The following is a 17825-nucleotide window of genomic DNA, read 5'->3' on the forward strand; positions in this document are numbered from 1 at the left end:
CAGGGAGGAACGGGTGGCAAGCCGTTTATGCGTTTCTCTGTTTAAGCCACTTCCTATACTCTTTCAGAAAAAGGATCTGTTTAACTGTATGGCTTGCTTTCGGGTGGACACGGTTTACCCGGGCGATGGCATCTTCGACATTGCTTCCGAGTCTAATAAGAAATCCGGATGCAACCATACCTGTCCTTCCGCAGCCGGAAAGACAGTGAACAAGAACCGGTGCCTTTTCCAGCCGTTCGGCAATGGTTTTGAGCAACTCGTCGAATTTGTCGATGGCGTCCGGAACCCCAAAGTTTTCTATAGGGAAATAGACGACCGACAACCCTCTGTTTCGGTATTGGTACAATAGATTGCAGCCGTGATTGGCGGTTTGTAATTCCATTTCCGGCAGCAGAACGACAAATGTCTCAATAAAAAGCGAGCGGACCAACGTGATGTACTCTTCCAGGCGTTCACATTTTTGCTTTGTATCCGCCGCTTCCTCCAACCCCTCAAAGGGGTGAGCTCCAAGATAGAGGGATGAAGATCCCTCTATCTCGAGGCAATCAATCCTTGGAAAAGCGGGCATTTTTTATACTCCGGTTGTTTTGAAATACTCAATAAAATTATCGGGAGAGGCACCGAGGTGTTCATTTTTGTCGAGACCGTCGATGACCGACATCTCCTGTTTCGAAAGCTCAAAATCAAAGATCCGACTATTGGCAATGATACGTTCGGGCGTGGCCGACTTGGGAATTGCGATGATATCTTTCTGGAATAACCACCGCAGGGCTATCTGGGCCGTGCTTTTTTCCTTTTCTGCGGCCATGCGTTGCAGCGTGGGATCGGAAAGCACCTTACCACGCATGAAGGGACTCCATGCCTCGAGCTGGATACCGTGTCGATCGCAATATGCCTTCAGGTCGGACTGGACCAGATATGGATGAAATTCCACCTGATTTACCGCGGGAACGATATCGGAAACAGATTTGAGTCGTTCTATGTGGTACGGGGTAAAATTACTTACCCCGATGGCCCTGACCTTACCGCTTTGTAACAGTCTCTCCATGGTCTGCCACGCCTCGATCGCCTGATCGAACAGCGGCCAGTGGATGAGATAGAGATCAATGTAGTCGGTGGCAAGCCGTTTCAGGCTTTGCTCGAATGCCTTCTGGGTCTTTTCTCCACCAAGCTCATCGTTCCATGCCTTTGTGGTGATGAAGAATTCATCCCGCGGAATTCCCGAGGCTTTCAGTACTTTTCCCACCAACTCCTCATTCCCGTAGACCGATGCGGTGTCTATAAGCCGGTAACCGGCATTAATTGCTGTTTCGATTGCAATTTCACCCTCTTTCGGTTCGGTGATGCGGAAGACTCCGAAGCCGATTCGGGGAATGACGACACCATTATTGAGGGACACGCTTTTTCTTATTGTAATCATGTCTGTAGTATGCGTCCGAGATGCTATTTTGTCAAAGTGACTATACTGATTTGCGTATACTTCGGTCATAGGGGATGCTCATTGAGAAGATGGTCCCCTTGCCTTTACTCTCTCTGGAGAGTGTTGCATCTATCTGTTCAATTAGCTTCTGCACAATGGTAAGCCCGAATCCGGTAGCTTGTTCCTGGAGCAGGTGATCGGAGAACCCTTTCCCGTTGTCGGTGACGGTCACCGTAAAGTACGCTTCCTTTGCGGCAACGAAAACCTCGATCCGTCCTTGTGTTCCGTCGGGAAAAGCGTGCTCAAAGGCGTTGGTGCAAAGCTCGTTGAGGATGAGTGCCAGGGGAATTGCCCGATCCAGGGAGAGGTGCACATGATCTCCCGTGGTTCTGATCATGACAGCATTGGGACCGCCTCGATTCATGGTGAGCGAGATATTGTTCAGAAGGGAGTCGATATAAGCGCGGAGGTCGACGGTATCTATGGAGTCCTCCAGATAGAGCTGTTCATGAACAAGAGCCAGGCTTTTGATCCTTCGTTCCGCCTCCTCCAGCGCTTGTCTTCCTTCTTTCGTATTCATTGTCGCAGATTGAAGCCCTATCAGGCTGATAATAATCTGGAGGTTGTTTTTTACTCGATGATGAACTTCCCGGAGGAGAATGTCCTTCTCCTTGAGCAATCGAATGAGGGTGGTTTCACTTTTTTCCCTGATATCGCGTTCCTTGCGTATTTCCCTGAGTAGCTGATTGAATGCGGCTACGAGCTGGTCGAATTCGTCTTTCGTTGAGAAGATTTTCCTGCCCGGTATCGTTATTTCCCGGTATGTGTCATCATTTAGATTTTTTGTACGTCGGATTAATACTTCCGAAAGTGTATCGATTTTGTTTGTCACAACGATACGCACCAACAGAAAAACGGGAATAATGATGAGTGCGATTTTCAGACCTTCCCAGAGCAATCTTCCTGGTATAAGCCGCTCTATGCGTTCGCCCAGAGAAAATGTTCGCTTGAAGAGCGTAAGCCTTCCGATTTCAATTGGCTTTCCTGCCCGCTTATAGGTCACAGGCCATGAGAACCTCAGTTGCTCGTGTATGACCCTTCGGGACATCTGGTAACTTTGCTGCCCATAGAGATCGAGACGCACTCCATCCACCTCTTGTATTTGGGAAACGGCGAGCAGGATGAGATGGATGTCTTCCGTCGAAAGCAACCATGCTGCTCTGGAGAGAAGGGGCAGCCATTCTTCCTGGACAGCCTTAAGGTCCTGTTCCCACTGTCGTTGCTGATATGCACTTTCGTACCGAAAGCTGATCAATGCCGTGCCCATGGTTGAGATGAAGGCGATAATGGCCATATATCCTGCAAATTGCCGGGAGATTTTTCCTTTATACCGATGCATCTACTCTACTCGTTCTGTGATTCGACGGCCGCGTGCACATAATGTTCGGCAAGGCCTTCTTCTTTTATTGCTGCAAGAGCTTCGGCAAGAGGCTCTACCAGGGAAGCATGGCGATCATGCAGATACAGATACATTTCTCGTTGGGCAAGGGGCGGAAAGAGAATCCTGACTCCTTTGATGTCGTGCGTTCGAAGATAATACTCTCCTCGTTTATCGTTGTAAAGAATGATATCGGCCCTTCCCGCCACAAGCATGGAAAAAAGCGAGGTTTCGTTTGATGTCGTAACAATGCTTTTTGCATCGGTTACATGCTCCTCGAAGATCTTCCATCCGTTGATGAAGATGACATGATAGGCCGCAAGATCGTCCCAGGAAGCTACCGAAATGGCGGAATCACACGTAAAAGCACTGAAATTGAAATCACTCAATTTTTCGGGAACAAGAATAAGATGTGGATGGAATTTTTCCATGCCTTCGGTTCTCGCGTATTCGCCGTCGATATTCCCCGAAGCGGCTTCGGCAAGGGACCTGTCGCTCGGTAAGTGGAGAATGGTAACACGTCTTCCGATACGCGTAAAAGCCTCTCTGATAATTAGATCGTAATATCCCATGTCGTTTGTCTTGGAAAAGGGGGGCGTGTCTGCCGTCGATAGGATGAGAGGAGGAAGTGACTCCGCTTTGAGGGAAGCGACCGAGATCGGAAACATAAGGAGAAAAAAGATAAAAAGGAGAGGGAGTCGTCTCATACAAATTTCAGTATGCGTCGCTTATACTGTTTTGTCAAAACAAGGAGGCCTGTGGCTCGCTTTCTCTTCTGTTTTGTCATCCGCTTTCCGATATATAGGCTATGAAAGGCTCGTTTTATGCACATCTTTTGGCAGCATCGGTGATTTTTTCTTCTGTTTTCGTTTCGATTGCCTGTACGACGGCTCCCATAGAGGTCGTACAGGTTCAGGAAACCCCTCCTGCTTCCACTCGTCTTCCTTTTGTTGTTCAAGCCTCCCATGCCGCTCCCGTAGCAGATGGTGTGTCGCTTCCGGGAGGCTTGTTTCTTACGGCGGGAGAAGGGGATGGGCTCCTGCTTTTATGGGATGAGGATGGACGCATTCTAAGGAGAATTCCCTCCTCTGGGGCATGTGCCCCATTGGGATCGGAGGGGAATTTCGTCTATCTTACCAGGAACCGGCGGGGCCTCATGGCGGCAAAGCGTGTCGAAGGAAGTGATCGCCTTCTTTTTGGGGCGCAGAGTCCGATAGCCTTTCTCGGAAATAGTTTCGGAATGCTTTTTCCCATTGTTACCGGTGAAAATGATAAGAAGCAGCTTCGACTCATAGATGCTACCGAAGGAGAGGTGTTTGAAACCCCTCTTCCTCCCGGTCTTGTACCATCCTCAGCTCCCTCATTTTCCGTCGACGGCAGGTTCCTGCTTCTTCCTGTGGGCTCTTCGGTGCTCTTTTTTCGATTATCGTTTGAAGGTGGATACTCATTATCATCTCCTTCTCTGCTTGATTTTCCCCCAGGCGACGGCCCGGGAAGGATCGTGTCCTGCCTGTGGTTGGGCCCTGATCGTTTTCTGGTACACGACGACCGAGGAAAGGGTGTGGCCTGGGCGGTCGATACGAATTTAGCTTTACATCGCCTTTGGTGCCTCGACCTTGATCAGGGAGAGGCGATTCGCCTGGAAACAGCTGGGGATCGAATGGCGATTTACGGAGGGAAACGGATCAAGCTCTACCGTTTCTCGACAAGGGACGAAAAGCAGGTCCCCCGCTTATACCACACCATTCGAGGAAGGGCCAGTACTGCCTTTTTTTCGGTTTCCAGCGGCTACCTTCTTTTTAATCTCCTTGGCACATCGGCGGAGGCAGAGTGGGGGAATCTATTTCTTTACGATGATGATGAGGGCCTCTATCTCAACCGCCTTCCTGGATCGCTTTCCCCTCTTCTCGAGGTGTTTCTCGATGGGGAGCGACGCCATGTGATCCTGCGTTTTCCCGATCGTATTGAAAAACGGGATTTTCACGGGATACTTGTGGCTCTGCTTTCCGAAATTCCCCGGGATGCATCCGCTCTTGCACGGGAGGGTAACATGTGGGGGAGGGGGACCGATCTCTTGCTTTCGGTCGATATGCAAGGCCTTATTCGGATAGAGCCGCAGAAACCACAATGTGGAGCGCCTGTGAGTCTTGCCGTAAGGGGATCGGGGTGGGTGAGTTTTACCGACGGAGGGCTTTTTGCGGGGAGCCGCAATGCCGATACCATGTTCGGGGTGGCAGGCCGAGAAGGAGTGTTGCTTGCCTCTCAGCATGCAGGCCCTCTTAATCGTCCCGATATGCACATTGGGCCGACACAAGAGGCGGATGCGAAAGCGCTTTGGGCGGAAATCCCCCCGCGCGTGGTGATCGAAGCTGCGGAAAACCATCGTATCACCGACATGAAAACTTCCGAATCCCTCTCTTTTTCCCTGTTGCCTGGCGGGGCCCCGATTGGGCGCTATCAAATTTTTGTGAATGGTGTCCCCCTCTATGCCGGAGAAGGGAAAAAGGTGGAAAGGGATTCTTCTCTTCATTTCGAAGAAGAGATCGAACTTTTTGAACGGGTCAACAAGATTGAGATACGTTGCACCGATATCAGGGGAATCACATCGCTGCCCCGCTGTCGTTATGCGACCGTTCGCAAGGCCAAAGCGGGGGAAACCTACTATGTGGGCTTCGGCATATCCGGTACGAAAGGTACCCTACCGTCTCTTCGCTATGCGGCCAAAGATGCTTCAGATCTTCATATCTATTTCGATAACGTGGTATTCGACCGTTCCTTTGCCGTTACCCACAGATCCTACAACAATACGCAGATTTCGCCTCAAAGCTTTCAGGAGGCGCATCGATTTCTGATGAATACCAGCCCTGATGATACCGTCGTACTCTTTTTTTCCGGGCCACTTTCTTCTTCGAAGGATAGTGATGATCGCTTTTTGATGGCCCCGGAGGTCTCGATCCCGTTTCAGGAGTTTTGGCGTCTTTTGGATGCTGTTCCCGCCCGGCGACGGCTGCTCTTGCTCGATGCGGTAGATGTAGACGGTGCTCCCTCTTTCTCCGATCCTGTGGCAGGGGAGGCTGCCCGCTTCTACTCCATGGCTTGTTTCCCTCGCACCGGTGCCGTCATCCTCGATGCAAACCGTCGTGAAGCGGCAGCGGATGCCGAAGAAGTCGAGAAGGTGAAGAACTCTCTTTTTGCCGAAGCACTTCTGCAGACGCTGGTATCAGCCGAGTCCGATCGAGACAAAAATGGACACATCGATGGAAGAGAACTCTTTCGCGGCGTCGCCTCTCGGGTGGAAGAGTGGAGCCTGGGCAATGAGGCGCCGGTATTGTTTCCCGGAGATTTTCGCGTCCAACTTTTTCTTCCCATGGTTACCGATTTTGGAACGGATGTCGAAGCCCTGCTCAGACAGAGTGACGAGGGGCGGAGAATTTCCCCGGATAACGGTAAAACATCGATCATGCCCTGGAAGTTTTAGAGATAAATGAATAAATAGGATCAATCACTGGAAGAAGTTCCTTTGGTACGGTATTATATATTCTATACCTACCGTTGCATGAGGAGGGGCGGCGATGGCAGTAAAGAGGATACGGTTTACTATCTTCGTGCTTCTGTTGACCTTGAGCACCTCGGGGCTCTTTGCTCTGAAGCTTTCCCTCGGCTTCTCAGGGGCGTTGTACATGGATCGGGAAGAGATAGACTCTTCAAGTGGCGAAGATATCTGGAGTCATTTCGCAGAGGGCGAGGGGGTCTATTACGGGGTAAATGCCGAATTGCTTTTCAAAAAGCTTGCTCTCGGACTCTATACCTACTTTAGCTTTTACAACTGGGACTATTATGATGTCCTTTCTTCTGATGACTACTCCTACGACATGATAGATGTTGATGTCAATCTTTCTCTCAGCTACCATATTTTCGGAACAACAGCCTTCCTCGATCCCTTTTTCGAAGGAGGTTTCGGAACCATGACCGCTTCCATCGATAGCTATGAACGGGACGGGAGCTCTTATGATCTGAATGAACCGTTTACCTTTCTTGCACGGGAATATTGTTTTCTCGGCCTTGGCCTTGGAGTGAATTTCGGAGGGATTGGTTTCTACACAAAGTTCCAGTACCATGGTTCGATAGGTCCGGTGGAATTCGATAGTGACAAGTATGGTTCCTTTACCACCTCTGATTTTCCATTTAAAGAGGCAAAAGTCATTATTGGTGGGAAAATCATTTTATGATACAAAAATGTATGAATATTGATTTTACATTACAATAATGTAGTATAATAAATAACATCATACCTCTATGTAACTTTTTTTCCACTTCCTGATTATCGAACAGCTTGTCTAACTCTATCAAATTACAGGAATTACAAAAAATTTATCTTTTTTTCTCATATCACTTCGAGATGGCACTATTCCTGCAAGATGTTGAATAGAAACATTTTTTAGGAGGAGTGTATGCATCTCTGGAGAAAAAGCCGGAAGGTTGCACTAATTTCAACACTTTTACTTCTGTCCGGTGCTGTTGCACTTTTTGCGGAGGGGGATGGTCCGTCCGTACAAGGTGCATATGATGCCCTCGATTCACTCTGGCTGGTGATCGCTGCGGCATTGGTTTTTTTTATGCAGGCGGGTTTTGCGATGGTTGAAACCGGTCTGACCCGCGCTAAAAATGCGGGGAATATTCTGATGAAAAACCTTATGGATTTTGCTGCCGGTGCCGTGATCTATTTTGCGGTCGGCTGGGGTCTTATGTACGGGACATCCGCCGGCGGTTTCGTCGGAACCGATCAGTTTTTCCTTGTTGGTTTTGAGCTTTCCGACTTTGCCAGTTGGATGTTTCAGGTTGTTTTTGCCGCAACAGCCGCGACCATCGTCAGCGGGGCAATGGCGGAACGGACGAAGTTCGCATCCTACCTTGTCTACAGTGTGGTAATTTCGGGCCTGATCTACCCCATTTCCGGTCACTGGATATGGAACGGGGGCTGGCTTGCCAGCATGGGCTTCCATGATTTTGCCGGGTCTACGGCTGTTCATTCCGTCGGAGGCTGGGCTGCCCTTGCCGGTGCCATCGTTCTTGGCCCGAGGACAGGAAAATATATCTATTCCAATGGGAAAGTGGTCGGTGTGAAGGCCATTCCCGGTCACAACATGCCACTGGCCGCCCTTGGCGTTTTTATCCTCTGGTTTGGATGGTACGGTTTTAATGCCGGAAGTACCCTCAGCGGTACCAACCCCAGTATCGCCTTTATCGCCGTTACCACTACCTTGGCGGCTTCTACCGGAGCAATTTTTGCAATGGGTACCAGCTGGATTGCCTTCGGTAAGCCCGATCCCAGTATGTCCCTCAACGGTGCCCTTGCAGGTCTCGTCGGAATTACCGCCGGTTGTTTCGTCGTTTCCCCTGTAGGTGCCCTTATCATAGGGGCCGTCGCGGGAATGCTGGTTGTCGGCTCTGTAGAGTTTATCGACAAGGTCCTCAAGATCGACGATCCCGTTGGTGCGGTTTCTGTTCATGGCGTCTGCGGTGTTTGGGGAACCTTGGCCGTGGGGCTTTTCGGAACCGGCGCCGGTGATGTTACCGGTCTCTTTTACGGCGGAGGGCTGCATCAGCTGGGAGTTCAGCTCTTAGGTTCTCTCTCGGTCTTTGTCTGGGTGTTTGTTCTTGCTCTCCTGCTCTTCTTTATTCTCAAGGCTACCATGGGACTTCGGGTAAGCGAAAAGGCGGAGCTATCCGGATTGGACATCGAAGAGCATGGAATGGAGTCGTATTACGGATTCCAGATCTTTTCCAACCAGTAGAGGGGGTATGCGATGAAAATGGTGATTGCATACATTCAGCCGGAGAGTCTGAATGCAGTGAAGCAGGAATTGTACAGCAGAGAGATCTACAAGCTCTCAATTACAAATGCCCTTGGATGTGGGCAACAGAAAGGCTATCATGAATCCTACCGCGGTGTGGATATCGAGGTGAATCTTTTGAAAAAGGTTCGGATCGCAATTGCCGTCAACGACTCCTTTGTTGATGCCACAATAGAGGGGATTATCGCTGGTGCCCGGAGCGGTGAGATCGGCGACGGCAAGATTTTTGTTCTTCCCATAGAGCAAACCATTCGAATCCGGAGCGGGGAAACAGGAAGTGAAGCAATCGGCTGATTGCCGTATTACAAAAAGTATTCCCTTCTGTGTGGGTGTACCCCTGCCGCCTGACGGCAGGGGGCTTTTTTACTCTACATGCGAATTCTCATCTCGATCGAAACAAAGGCTCCTATGCTGTTTTCCATAATGAGACTGCCGCCGTATTGTCTGACCAACGTATCGATAACCGTTAAGCCGAAGCCTGAGAAATTCCCGGCAAGGACCGAATCGGGAAAACCTATTCCGTCGTCACTTACCTTCAGTTTCATATAATTGGGCCTATCGGTAGTGAGGGTAATGCTGATTTTCGGTCCTTCCGTTAATGATTTTCGATATTTGATGCTGTTGGTCAGTAACTCATTCAGGATTGTACCAAAGGCTATTCCCGTTCGGGGAGGAAGCTTTATCGATTCGACGTCAAGGCAAAAGAGCGGGGCGCACCCCGGAGCTATTGTATGCGCTTCGCTTATAATTTTTCTCACCACCGATCGGCTGTCCACATGCTTTGTGCTGTCGTTTCGATAGAGGTCTTCATATACCTGCATGACCACGGCAATCCGTTTTTGTGCATCTGTGAGAGATTCCCTTACCTCTTCATTTTCCTCCATGCCGAGTTGCAGCATCAGCATGGATCCGACAAAGGCGAGGTCGTTCTTCACCCTGTGATGTACTTCCTTCAGGAGGAGCTCTTTCTCCTTTAACAAGCCTTGTATCCTTGCATCAGTTCCAAGACGGTCTGTTAGATCCCGTGTGATGCTGGCGGCGGCATGACCGCAATCGGTTGTAAATCCGAAGGTTGCCACTTCAACAATTCTGGATGCCTTGTCTGCACGGATGATCTCCGTCACGGATAGAGAATCCTCTTGTGGAATCTTTCCCCTTTCAACATAGTGGTGCATCGCCGCCGTGGATGTTTCGGGAAGGAGCTCAATATCCCAAACGTGCATACCCAGCGTCTTCGAAGCGGAAAGCCCGGTGATTTCTTCCTGGGCCCGGTTCCACTCTACAATGGTCCCCTCCTCGTCTATAATGACGATTCCGTCGACTGCATTGTCGATAAACAGACGTGAATGACTTGTGTCGGATGCAACGCGTTTCCTTGGCTTCTTCCCCGGCCCTGTCGTCCGTGATCTATAAAGCTCGAAGGCGATATCAACCGATGCCAGTAACAGTGAAGGTTCACTTTGCCGCAATAAAAAGCCGTAGCGGGGCGAGACGGATGAAATCCTTTGCAAGGTGTTGCCGTCTGAATACTTTGACAGAAAAATGACGGGAACATGCCGGGTCGAAAGCATTTGCCGCGTTGTTTCGATGGGATCCTGGCCATTGGAGAGTTCTGTGGCCATCAGAACCAAATAATCCCGATCACGTCTGGTTACGATACGAAGTGCTTCGCGGCAGGAAGACGTTCGGTGTATGCGATAGCCAGCGCCAATGAGGCCGGAGTCTTGGATCGGTACATCCTGCTTATCGTCTTCGACAAGCAGAATATCATTGGTGCGGCCGGCCGAATCATGAAGAGAACTTTTGCAGATCATCATTAAATTTATACAACCCCTGGTTGCCGATACTGCCACCATTATAGGGGCAGTAGAATTCAACCGTCAATCAAGGCTTATCGTACGAGAAAAATTTCACGCTCTGAGAGTGGTTTTTCAGGAGAAATAGGTGGCCTGGAAAGGATGTATAGTGCCGGCGATCGGACTCGAACCGATACACCCGTGAAGGCGGCAGATTTTGAGTCTGCTGCGTCTACCAATTTCGCCACGCCGGCAAGCTTTCGAAAACATACCACACATCAGTAATCTTTATCAAGTTCAATTTCGTCTCAACTCTTTTGAAGCAGGGCGATGCAGATAAGACCGACTCCCGCTCCGACTTTAATGCCTATCACCATATTCAGCATATAGATAAACCAGGGAATTACACTCTTGCTTTCGATTGGAGAGCCGAAGGGGGAAGCTAAAAAGAAACCGGCGAAAAGGATACCTGCGATCCCTATTCCAAGGAAGATCAGGAAGCCGAAAGCCTCGGCAAGGCTAAGGGCCGAAAGCGGGAACAGCCCTTCGATCCGTTCCTCGCGGCAACCGAGAAGCATCAGAATCCCACCCGAGGCCAAAACCACCCCGCCCTGAAAACCACCACCTGGACTTACATGGCCGTAGCTTATCATGTAACAGCCGAAGAGAAGAACGTAGGGCCCCAGTTTTCTGCTGACTGTATCGAGAATGTCGGTCTTAAATCCATTGCCCACGATTACTCCTTCCCGTCATCGTCCATGTGACTGGTTTTATGAATCGCCCATACATAGATGAAGGTGGAAACGCCGGCACCGACGGCCGCTTCGGTTATTGCCACGTCGGGTGCATCGCAAAGGTAAAAGAGGAGGGCAGAAAGGAGGCTGAATACCGACATCAATATCACCGAAACCAAAAGACGCTTTGCAAGCAGGGCCGTGATAGATACGATCACCAGCATCCCGAGGGTGACACTTATTGCTATCGCTTCCATGTCGGCCGCCTCCAGGGAACCTGCCCGCTACGCCATGCATAGCGGGCAATGATATGGCCGGATACGGGGCTTGATATCATGAAAAAAAGGGTGATAACCAGAATTTTCCCGCCCATTAGTGAAAAACCGGTTATGAAAAGAGAACCTACCATGATCGAAAAAACCGTGGTGGTGCTGCAGGTGGAAGCCGCCTGGAGCCTCGTATAGACATCGGGAAAAAGGAGGGTCCCGAGATTCCCCATAAGGGCGAAGAGGGCGCCCAGAAGGAAAAAGAGCGCTGTTATCCAGCTCACTCTCCTTCTCCCTTTCGCTGCAGGTAGTGGGTAATAGCAAGAAGACCGACAAAGCCGAAGATGTCGTAGACCAAGGCTACGTCGAGGTATATTCCATGTCCTCCCCTGACAGCAAGAAGAACCAGGAGGGCAAGAATCTGGCCGCTGACCAGGTTGAGACCTATCATCCTGTCTGCGGCACTTGGGCCTATCACGACTCTTATCATGCTGATTAAAGCGGAGCCGAGAAGGAAGGCGAGCATGAGATCAAGAAGCAGCGAAACGGGAGGGGCGGAAGCAAAAATATCCATAGAAACACCTCATATCCAGATACGGCGCAGGAGCCTTTCCATATTTCCCTTGATAAGTTCTCCGGCATAACGGGAATGGGTTGTCGGAGCATCAAGCCAGTGGACGATCAGGTGATCGTCGTTCATATCGACGGTGATGGTTCCGGGGGTCATGGTGATGGAGTTCGCCAGCACGGTACGGGCTGTGTCCGAAGAAAGGCGGGTACGGAAGTGAACGATCCTGGGGTTGTATCGTCCCCGAATAATCTTCCAGACAACCTGGAAACTTGAGATATACATTTTCCAGGCCACCAGAAGAAGGTATATGAACAATAGAGGTATCTTCGGTAAAAGGCTCCTTCTTCCCGCCTCGCTCTGATCGATAAAAAGGGGATAGGTAAGACTTGCGATAAGGAGAGAAAAGAAAGCGCCCATAATAAGGTTTGCTGGTTCCGTCGACCAGGTGAAAAGGAGCCAGGCGGGAAAAAGGTATAAGCTGGTGAGGAGCATCCTGACAAAGGACCATTTGCGATAAAGGTTCATGATTCCTCGTTGTTTCTGAAAAGGGCCACGACCTCCTCGGGGGATCGGGCCTCCAGCAATTGATCACGGAAGGATTCCTGGGTCAGAAGCCTGCTGAGCCTGCTGAGGAGTTTCAGATGATCTGCACTCGAGTTTTCAGGGCCGACGATGAAAAAAAGCAGGTGGGCCGGTTTTCGATCGATTGCATCAAATGCAATTCCCTCTTTGCTTCGGCCGAAGATCATCACCGTCTCTTGTACCGATGGGCTTAGCTTATGGGGAATTGCAATTCCGTGGCCGATACCGGTGGATGCCACCTTTTCCCGTGCGAGCACCGCTTTTGCGATCTTTTCACAGTCGGAAACCTTTTTCGTTTCGGCGAGAAGAGCGGCAAGTTCTTTGATAGCCTGTTTTTTTCGGCTTGCTTTCAGGGAAAGATCGATGACACCTTCCTCAAGCATCGTCGCAATGGTTTTCACCCGTTTCCTCCATTCCAACCAAACCCGCTGCAAAGTCGACGGGAAGGGTAAACATGATACCGGTCCCCGGCTCCGAAAGCCCCCCCACCACCGAATCGAGAAGTTTTCGCAGGCGTCCGATTGCCGCTTCCTCCCGGACTACGGAAAAGATGGTTTTATTATAGGGTTTGTTTCCTTTCATAAAGCTCTTGAAGTCGGCAAACAAAGGCACTTCGTAGGTGAGGAACCTTCCCATACCCTCCGAATCGAGAATAGTAGCGCCGTCGATACCCGCTTCAACATAGGCCGAGAGTACCTCGTCGAGTAACTCTTCCTTGTTCAATACCACAACCAGTAATTTCAACGACAGGGCTCTCCCCTCACTTTGGCTTTTAGACTTGGTTCTTCTTGCATCAGTGTAGGCGTCCTCTTCTCTTCGGTCAAGCTTCTTTCTGCCGGGGCTGCCCTGTTCCGAAATCTGCTTTTTCGATATGGTAGAAGACGATGAAAAATGAAGAGCTTTCCGCTTATTATCGTAACTGTCACCTATGCCCCCGCAACTGCGGTGTGGATCGGAGCTCCCTTGTCCGCGGGATCTGCGGAGAGGGCGCGGTCGTTCGGGCGGCCTGTGCCGTCCTTCACCGCGGGGAAGAGCCTCCCATCGCCGGGGAGAAGGGGAGCGGCGCGCTCTTTTTTACCGGTTGTTCCCTCGGCTGCAATTTTTGTCAGAACAGGCAGATAAGCCGTGGCGGCTATGGCGGAGAACGTTCCGTAGAGGAGCTTGCCGGGCTTTTTTCCCGTCTTGAAAAGGAGGGTGCCGAGACAATAGATCTCGTTACCGCCACTCATTTCGCCCCTTCGGTGGCCACGGCCCTGGAGATGGCTTCTGTAAAGATCCCTGTAGTCTGGAACGGATCGGGGTATGAGAGCCCTTCGACGCTCGACCTTATCGAGTCGTTTGTCGATATTCATCTTCCCGATCTAAAAACCCTCTCTTCCGAGCGTGCCCGTCGCCTTTTCAGGGCCCCCGACTATCCGGTCGTCGCAAAGGCTGCCATCGAACGTATGGGCCGCTCCCATCCCCTCGAGTATAAGCATGGCCGTTTGGTACGGGGAGTGATTGTCCGCCATCTCGTGATGCCGGGGCTGCTGGAGGAGAGCAAGGAGCTTCTTCGCTGGTATGCGGAGCATCTTGCCGATAGAACCCTGCTCTCGCTTATGGTGCAGTTTGTGGATATCGACGGTGGTGATGACGGCCCGGTGCTCGGCGAAGCACAGTACGATGAGCTTGTGGATTTCCTTGGCGAGCTTGGTATCGAAGAGGGGTTTATCCAGGAATCAGGGGACGAACGCCCCTGGATTCCCGATTTTACGAGAGACAATCCCTTTCCCCCGGCCTTTTCCCAACCCGTCTGGCACTGCTGAAGCCTCTGTTACGGCTCGATGATGCTGCCTTCGAAGGGCTCTCCTGCCAGGATGTGCTTCAGATTCTCAATATTTCTTCCTTCGGCGGTGATGACCCGTAGACCGATTGCCTCACCGAGCTTTGCGGCGACGGGATCAAAGGGAAGATTCTTACCGGGAGTCCACTCGTCGCCCACCATCTTCCGAAAATCAGCCCAGCTGATTCTGTCGAGGGGGCGAGCCGAAGGATCGAGTTTCGGATCGGCAGAGTAGATTTTCGCGATATTCGAAAGGTTTACGACGGTATCGGCTGCAAAACGCTTTGCAAGGACCACTGCATCGTTATCCGTTGAAAAGCCCGGTTTCCAGCCGGCCGCCACAAGCACCCTCCCGGTAAAGGGAAAGTCTGCGGAAGGATCGGTGACTACTTCGTCTTTACAGAGATCCCCCAGTACACCCCGAAGCAGCTGCGCGTTGAGCCGGGTCGCGGCGATGCCGATCATATCCTGGTCATCGCTGCTGCCCATCTCCGGCTGAAGAATCTGCCGATATGCCTGCTGATAGACCCTCGCCGGGGCACCTCCCCCACTTACCAAAATCAGCCGCCGTTCTTCTTGTCCTTCAAGATATTCCTGCAATACCGCCAGGAAATTTCGTATAAACAGGACATCCGGTTCCGATGGGGCCAGAATCGACCCTCCAACCGAGAGCACCTTTACATCAGCCATGCTTCCTCCATCCCTTTGTGTTGCTCCTATCATACCACAAGGAGCAGCTGGACGGAAACGGCTGTGCTCCGTATACTGATGCGCAATGGCATTCAGACCCTTTGAACAACTCATACGCAGAACCAACCGCCTGCTTTTGCGCCTCTTTTCCCGAAAGCCGGAGGCCGGAAGCATTGTGACGGAGCGTTGGGAAACCTCGTTTTCGGAAAAGGAGGCTCATAGACGCTTTGATGTCGGCGGCGGGCCAGGATACCGGGCCGCCTACAGGGAGGGGTATTTTTCTCTTGAGCTGCAGAAGCCGGATTTTTTCGCCTGGGTCCAGGATCAACAGTACCAATATGATGATGTTCTTGTGGAAATCGAGATGACGATTCCCTCCGGTGCGGAGGAAATGAACTATTCCGCCGGTCTCCTGTTACGGAAGATTTCCGAGGATTCTTTTTACTACGTTCTTGTGAGCGATACAGGAATGTTCCGATTCGATTTCGTATTTAACGGTCATCCGAGAACGTTGATTCCCTGGACCGCTGCTCCCCGGGGGGCAGCGGCTGCGGAAAAGGATGATTCATCCGGTTTCCGCAGGGTGACGCTGAAGTTGATTGCCAGAGGAACCTCCTTTACCTTTTTTATCGACGGGGCGTGGGCTGGAGAGGTGGAGGATGACGGCGGACGAAGCGGTTATATTGCCCTGGCTGCCCAGCGTTATCATGCCCGTAATCCTCAGGAAGGCGACCGAACAGAGGTCAGGTTTCTCTCCCTGTTGGTCGAGTCTCGCCCGGTAGAGGTCGAGATTGAATATCTTCGCTGGACCCGTGCAATAAAACCTTCTCCTGAGCAGCGGATTATTCTTGCCCGTCGATTTTTCGATTTTGGTAACTTTGGGCCCGCTCTTATCCAATTGAAACGTGCCTTTACCGGACGGGCCCCCCTCCCCGAAGAAGAACTGCTTTTGGCTGAATGCTATCTTTCTCTTGGTTTTTACGATTCAGCGCTTTTGCACATAGAGCGAATCCTTGAAGGCGATCCGGGCATGGAGGAGGCTCTTAGGGAAAAGGCCGGGGTCCTCTATCTCCAGGGGCGTATCGATGAACTTCTTGGGCTTCTCGATACGATGGAAGCTCAAAAGCCTTTGTCCTCTGCTTTGCTCAACCTTCGTGGTAACGCCCTTTCTTCCCTTGGGCGCTTTGACCAAGCCGCGGACTTGTACCGCCGTGCCTTTGAGGGGGATCCCTCTGTCAGCCAGTTTGCCCTGAACGCTGCAGCCTCTTTCGAGCGAAGCGGGAAAAACACGGAGGCGCTTGCAATGTATCGAAAGGCAGCCGGTGAGCTTTATCGACAGCAGGCTTGGGACGAACTTGAGCGGGCCATTGCCGCCGTTCGTCGCTATGCACCCGATGATCCCGAGGCCCTTGCCATAGAGGGCAAGATCGCTTTTGAGGATGGAAATTGGGCTCGTGCCGAGGCTCTGCTTCGTCCCCTTGTCCAAAGGGGGTGCGGCGATAGCGCGGTCTACTATCTTTGCGCCCTTCTCGACCTGCACAGGAATGATCTCGCCTCCGCCGCCGCTTTGACGGATGCGGCACTTGCCCTGGAGCCTGATTATCCCCTCTATCATTTTAAACGGGCAGAGATAGGGTATCTTTCCGGCAAGGGAAATGAGGAGGAGGCCCGCCGGGCCCTCGAACTGGATCGGGAGAACGGCTGGAACTGGAACCTTTTGGGACTGATTTTGCTTGATGAAAGAAAAGATGCTGAGGCACTGGATCTCTTTGAGCATGCAAAACAGCTTTTGCCGGAAGAGCCGGAACCGATAATAAACTATTCCGAGGCCCTCCTTCGTCTTCGGGGATGCAAAGCCGCCGTATCCTGTATCGACGATGCCCTTACCTGTCTCTCTTCTCCACAGCTTTTCAATCGCAAGGGTAATATCCTTTCTGCTTCACACCGCTACGACGAGGCAGCCGATGCCTACCTTGCTGCTGCCCGGGATGAACCTGCGAATCCTCTTTGGCGGGAAAACGGTGCTGCTGCACTGCTTGCTGCCGACCGTGTCCCCGAGGCGGAGCGGATTCTCGCCCGTCTTCTTGAGGAAAATCCTACTGCCCTGCGCTACAGGCTTACCGGGCAGGCTGCCTTTAGAACCGGTGAATATTCCCGTGCCCTTTCCGCCTTTCAGGCCGCCGTCGAAAGCGATCCGAAAGATCCCTTTTGCAGGGCCGACCTGGCGGAGATGCTGATGGTTCGGGGGCGCTATAGTGAGGCGGATGAGCAGCTTAGCATTGCCGAAAGGGCGGCGGACGATGTGGATTTTCCCCATATTGGGGCCCTCCGTCGTCGTCTTCGGGATGAAGGAGGAGAGGAATACCGCTGTGCAGGCTGCGGGCGCAGCTGGTGGGTTCCATCGGATGCCGATGCCCCCGATCGCCTGAAACTCAAGGGTGAACCCCCTGCCGAGGCTCCTGCGGGAAAATGTCCCTCCTGCGGGGCTGTCTTTTGTGTCGCCTGCGGTATGGAACATCTTTCGGAGGGACGATTTCACTGCCCGGTCTGTAATGTCCCCTTGAAACTCAATGATGCAGGGCTTCGCTATCTTGTCATGCATCTGGTTTCGGCCGGAAAGAACGGCCGGTAAGAACCAAGCTTGACAAACG

General features: G+C 51.6%; 19 protein-coding genes and 1 tRNA gene. 6 read left to right on the forward strand and 14 right to left on the reverse strand.

The window, feature by feature from the left end; all coding sequences use genetic code 11:
* Positions 1-25: 25 nt before the first annotated feature.
* Genes F459_RS0106380 through F459_RS0106395 form a run of 4 tightly spaced genes read right to left on the reverse strand, consistent with a single transcriptional unit; the run spans position 26 to position 3565 of the window.
* Positions 26-568: a protein-tyrosine phosphatase family protein gene (locus tag F459_RS0106380; RefSeq protein WP_020611910.1), complete on the reverse strand. Its 543-nt coding sequence runs from the start codon at positions 566-568 to the stop codon at positions 26-28.
* Between the two features lie 3 nt (positions 569-571).
* The gene (locus tag F459_RS0106385; protein ID WP_026294921.1) at positions 572-1420 is read right to left on the reverse strand and encodes an aldo/keto reductase; all 849 of its coding nucleotides are present in this window, start codon (positions 1418-1420) and stop codon (positions 572-574) included.
* 40 nt (positions 1421-1460) lie between these two features.
* Complete coding sequence (locus F459_RS0106390; protein ID WP_020611912.1) at positions 1461-2819, reverse strand: sensor histidine kinase; 1359 nt, start codon at positions 2817-2819, stop codon at positions 1461-1463.
* A 5-nt stretch (positions 2820-2824) separates the two neighbouring features.
* The gene (locus tag F459_RS0106395) at positions 2825-3565 is read right to left on the reverse strand and encodes a substrate-binding periplasmic protein (RefSeq protein ID WP_020611913.1); all 741 of its coding nucleotides are present in this window, start codon (positions 3563-3565) and stop codon (positions 2825-2827) included.
* A 101-nt stretch (positions 3566-3666) separates the two neighbouring features.
* Here F459_RS0106395 and F459_RS0106400 point away from each other — a divergent pair, with 101 nt between their 5' ends.
* From F459_RS0106400 to F459_RS0106415, 4 genes are all read left to right on the forward strand, one after another.
* Positions 3667-6336, forward strand: coding sequence for a hypothetical protein (locus F459_RS0106400; protein WP_020611914.1), 2670 nt, complete (start codon positions 3667-3669; stop codon positions 6334-6336).
* Positions 6337-6430: 94 nt separating this feature from the next.
* Entirely contained in the window at positions 6431-7087 is a 657-nt protein-coding gene (locus F459_RS0106405; RefSeq protein ID WP_020611915.1) for a hypothetical protein, read from the forward strand.
* Positions 7088-7309: 222 nt separating this feature from the next.
* Positions 7310-8653: an ammonium transporter gene (locus tag F459_RS0106410; protein ID WP_020611916.1), complete on the forward strand. Its 1344-nt coding sequence runs from the start codon at positions 7310-7312 to the stop codon at positions 8651-8653.
* Positions 8654-8665: 12 nt separating this feature from the next.
* Positions 8666-9007, forward strand: coding sequence for a P-II family nitrogen regulator (locus F459_RS0106415; protein ID WP_020611917.1), 342 nt, complete (start codon positions 8666-8668; stop codon positions 9005-9007).
* Positions 9008-9081: 74 nt separating this feature from the next.
* Here the strand turns inward: F459_RS0106415 and F459_RS0106420 are convergent, their stop codons facing one another.
* From F459_RS0106420 to F459_RS0106460, 9 genes are all read right to left on the reverse strand, one after another.
* On the reverse strand, positions 9082-10527 hold the full coding sequence (locus F459_RS0106420) for a sensor histidine kinase (protein WP_245540102.1): 1446 nt from the start codon (positions 10525-10527) through the stop codon (positions 9082-9084).
* A 152-nt stretch (positions 10528-10679) separates the two neighbouring features.
* Positions 10680-10763 (reverse strand) — tRNA-Leu (locus F459_RS0106425).
* A 54-nt stretch (positions 10764-10817) separates the two neighbouring features.
* Positions 10818-11243: an MnhB domain-containing protein gene (locus F459_RS0106430; protein ID WP_020611919.1), complete on the reverse strand. Its 426-nt coding sequence runs from the start codon at positions 11241-11243 to the stop codon at positions 10818-10820.
* A gap of 2 nt (positions 11244-11245) precedes the next feature.
* Positions 11246-11500 (reverse strand): Na(+)/H(+) antiporter subunit B, encoded by a 255-nt coding sequence (locus F459_RS0106435; protein ID WP_020611920.1) that lies wholly within the window; start codon positions 11498-11500, stop codon positions 11246-11248.
* Complete coding sequence (gene mnhG, locus F459_RS0106440; RefSeq protein ID WP_020611921.1) at positions 11488-11793, reverse strand: monovalent cation/H(+) antiporter subunit G; 306 nt, start codon at positions 11791-11793, stop codon at positions 11488-11490. Before mnhG ends, F459_RS0106435 begins: the two co-directional genes overlap by 13 nt.
* Positions 11790-12083: a monovalent cation/H+ antiporter complex subunit F gene (locus F459_RS0106445; protein WP_013256312.1), complete on the reverse strand. Its 294-nt coding sequence runs from the start codon at positions 12081-12083 to the stop codon at positions 11790-11792. Before F459_RS0106445 ends, mnhG begins: the two co-directional genes overlap by 4 nt.
* A gap of 9 nt (positions 12084-12092) precedes the next feature.
* The gene (locus tag F459_RS0106450) at positions 12093-12605 is read right to left on the reverse strand and encodes a Na+/H+ antiporter subunit E (protein ID WP_020611922.1); all 513 of its coding nucleotides are present in this window, start codon (positions 12603-12605) and stop codon (positions 12093-12095) included.
* Positions 12602-13063, reverse strand: coding sequence for a PTS sugar transporter subunit IIA (locus F459_RS0106455; RefSeq protein ID WP_154651640.1), 462 nt, complete (start codon positions 13061-13063; stop codon positions 12602-12604). The genes F459_RS0106450 and F459_RS0106455 overlap by 4 nt, the downstream gene beginning before the upstream one ends.
* Positions 13038-13406 carry a P-II family nitrogen regulator gene (locus F459_RS0106460; RefSeq protein ID WP_026294922.1) on the reverse strand — a complete coding sequence of 123 codons (369 nt, stop codon included), beginning with the start codon at positions 13404-13406 and terminating at the stop codon, positions 13038-13040. Before F459_RS0106460 ends, F459_RS0106455 begins: the two co-directional genes overlap by 26 nt.
* Positions 13407-13546: 140 nt before the next feature.
* Here F459_RS0106460 and F459_RS0106465 point away from each other — a divergent pair, with 140 nt between their 5' ends.
* Positions 13547-14467 carry a radical SAM protein gene (locus F459_RS0106465; protein ID WP_020611925.1) on the forward strand — a complete coding sequence of 307 codons (921 nt, stop codon included), beginning with the start codon at positions 13547-13549 and terminating at the stop codon, positions 14465-14467.
* 8 nt (positions 14468-14475) lie between these two features.
* On the opposite strand, the gene pyrH is transcribed toward F459_RS0106465, so the two are convergent.
* A complete protein-coding gene (pyrH, locus tag F459_RS0106470; RefSeq protein WP_020611926.1) occupies positions 14476-15174 on the reverse strand; it encodes a UMP kinase in 699 nt (232 codons plus the stop codon).
* A gap of 85 nt (positions 15175-15259) precedes the next feature.
* Here pyrH and F459_RS0106475 point away from each other — a divergent pair, with 85 nt between their 5' ends.
* Positions 15260-17806: a tetratricopeptide repeat protein gene (locus F459_RS0106475; RefSeq protein WP_020611927.1), complete on the forward strand. Its 2547-nt coding sequence runs from the start codon at positions 15260-15262 to the stop codon at positions 17804-17806.
* Positions 17807-17825 lie beyond the last annotated feature (19 nt).

Origin of the sequence: Sediminispirochaeta bajacaliforniensis DSM 16054, assembly GCF_000378205.1 — a bacterium.
Taxonomy (GTDB): domain Bacteria; phylum Spirochaetota; class Spirochaetia; order DSM-16054; family Sediminispirochaetaceae; genus Sediminispirochaeta; species Sediminispirochaeta bajacaliforniensis.

What these genes read in the sequence shown, in the direction of transcription:
- F459_RS0106450 (WP_020611922.1), bottom strand. Translation starts at nt 12,605, where the DNA reads ATGAACCTTTATCGCAAATGGTCCTTTGTCAGGATGCTCCTCACCAGC.
- pyrH (WP_020611926.1), bottom strand. Translation starts at nt 15,174, where the DNA reads ATGGCTGATGTAAAGGTGCTCTCGGTTGGAGGGTCGATTCTGGCCCCA.
- F459_RS0106465 (WP_020611925.1), top strand. Translation starts at nt 13,547, where the DNA reads ATGAAAAATGAAGAGCTTTCCGCTTATTATCGTAACTGTCACCTATGC.
- F459_RS0106435 (WP_020611920.1), bottom strand. Translation starts at nt 11,500, where the DNA reads ATGGAAGCGATAGCAATAAGTGTCACCCTCGGGATGCTGGTGATCGTA.
- F459_RS0106405 (WP_020611915.1), top strand. Translation starts at nt 6,431, where the DNA reads ATGGCAGTAAAGAGGATACGGTTTACTATCTTCGTGCTTCTGTTGACC.
- F459_RS0106475 (WP_020611927.1), top strand. Translation starts at nt 15,260, where the DNA reads ATGGCATTCAGACCCTTTGAACAACTCATACGCAGAACCAACCGCCTG.
- F459_RS0106390 (WP_020611912.1), bottom strand. Translation starts at nt 2,819, where the DNA reads ATGCATCGGTATAAAGGAAAAATCTCCCGGCAATTTGCAGGATATATG.
- F459_RS0106410 (WP_020611916.1), top strand. Translation starts at nt 7,310, where the DNA reads ATGCATCTCTGGAGAAAAAGCCGGAAGGTTGCACTAATTTCAACACTT.
- F459_RS0106420 (WP_245540102.1), bottom strand. Translation starts at nt 10,527, where the DNA reads ATGATCTGCAAAAGTTCTCTTCATGATTCGGCCGGCCGCACCAATGAT.
- F459_RS0106395 (WP_020611913.1), bottom strand. Translation starts at nt 3,565, where the DNA reads ATGAGACGACTCCCTCTCCTTTTTATCTTTTTTCTCCTTATGTTTCCG.
- F459_RS0106385 (WP_026294921.1), bottom strand. Translation starts at nt 1,420, where the DNA reads ATGATTACAATAAGAAAAAGCGTGTCCCTCAATAATGGTGTCGTCATT.
- F459_RS0106400 (WP_020611914.1), top strand. Translation starts at nt 3,667, where the DNA reads ATGAAAGGCTCGTTTTATGCACATCTTTTGGCAGCATCGGTGATTTTT.
- F459_RS0106415 (WP_020611917.1), top strand. Translation starts at nt 8,666, where the DNA reads ATGAAAATGGTGATTGCATACATTCAGCCGGAGAGTCTGAATGCAGTG.
- F459_RS0106445 (WP_013256312.1), bottom strand. Translation starts at nt 12,083, where the DNA reads ATGGATATTTTTGCTTCCGCCCCTCCCGTTTCGCTGCTTCTTGATCTC.
- F459_RS0106380 (WP_020611910.1), bottom strand. Translation starts at nt 568, where the DNA reads ATGCCCGCTTTTCCAAGGATTGATTGCCTCGAGATAGAGGGATCTTCA.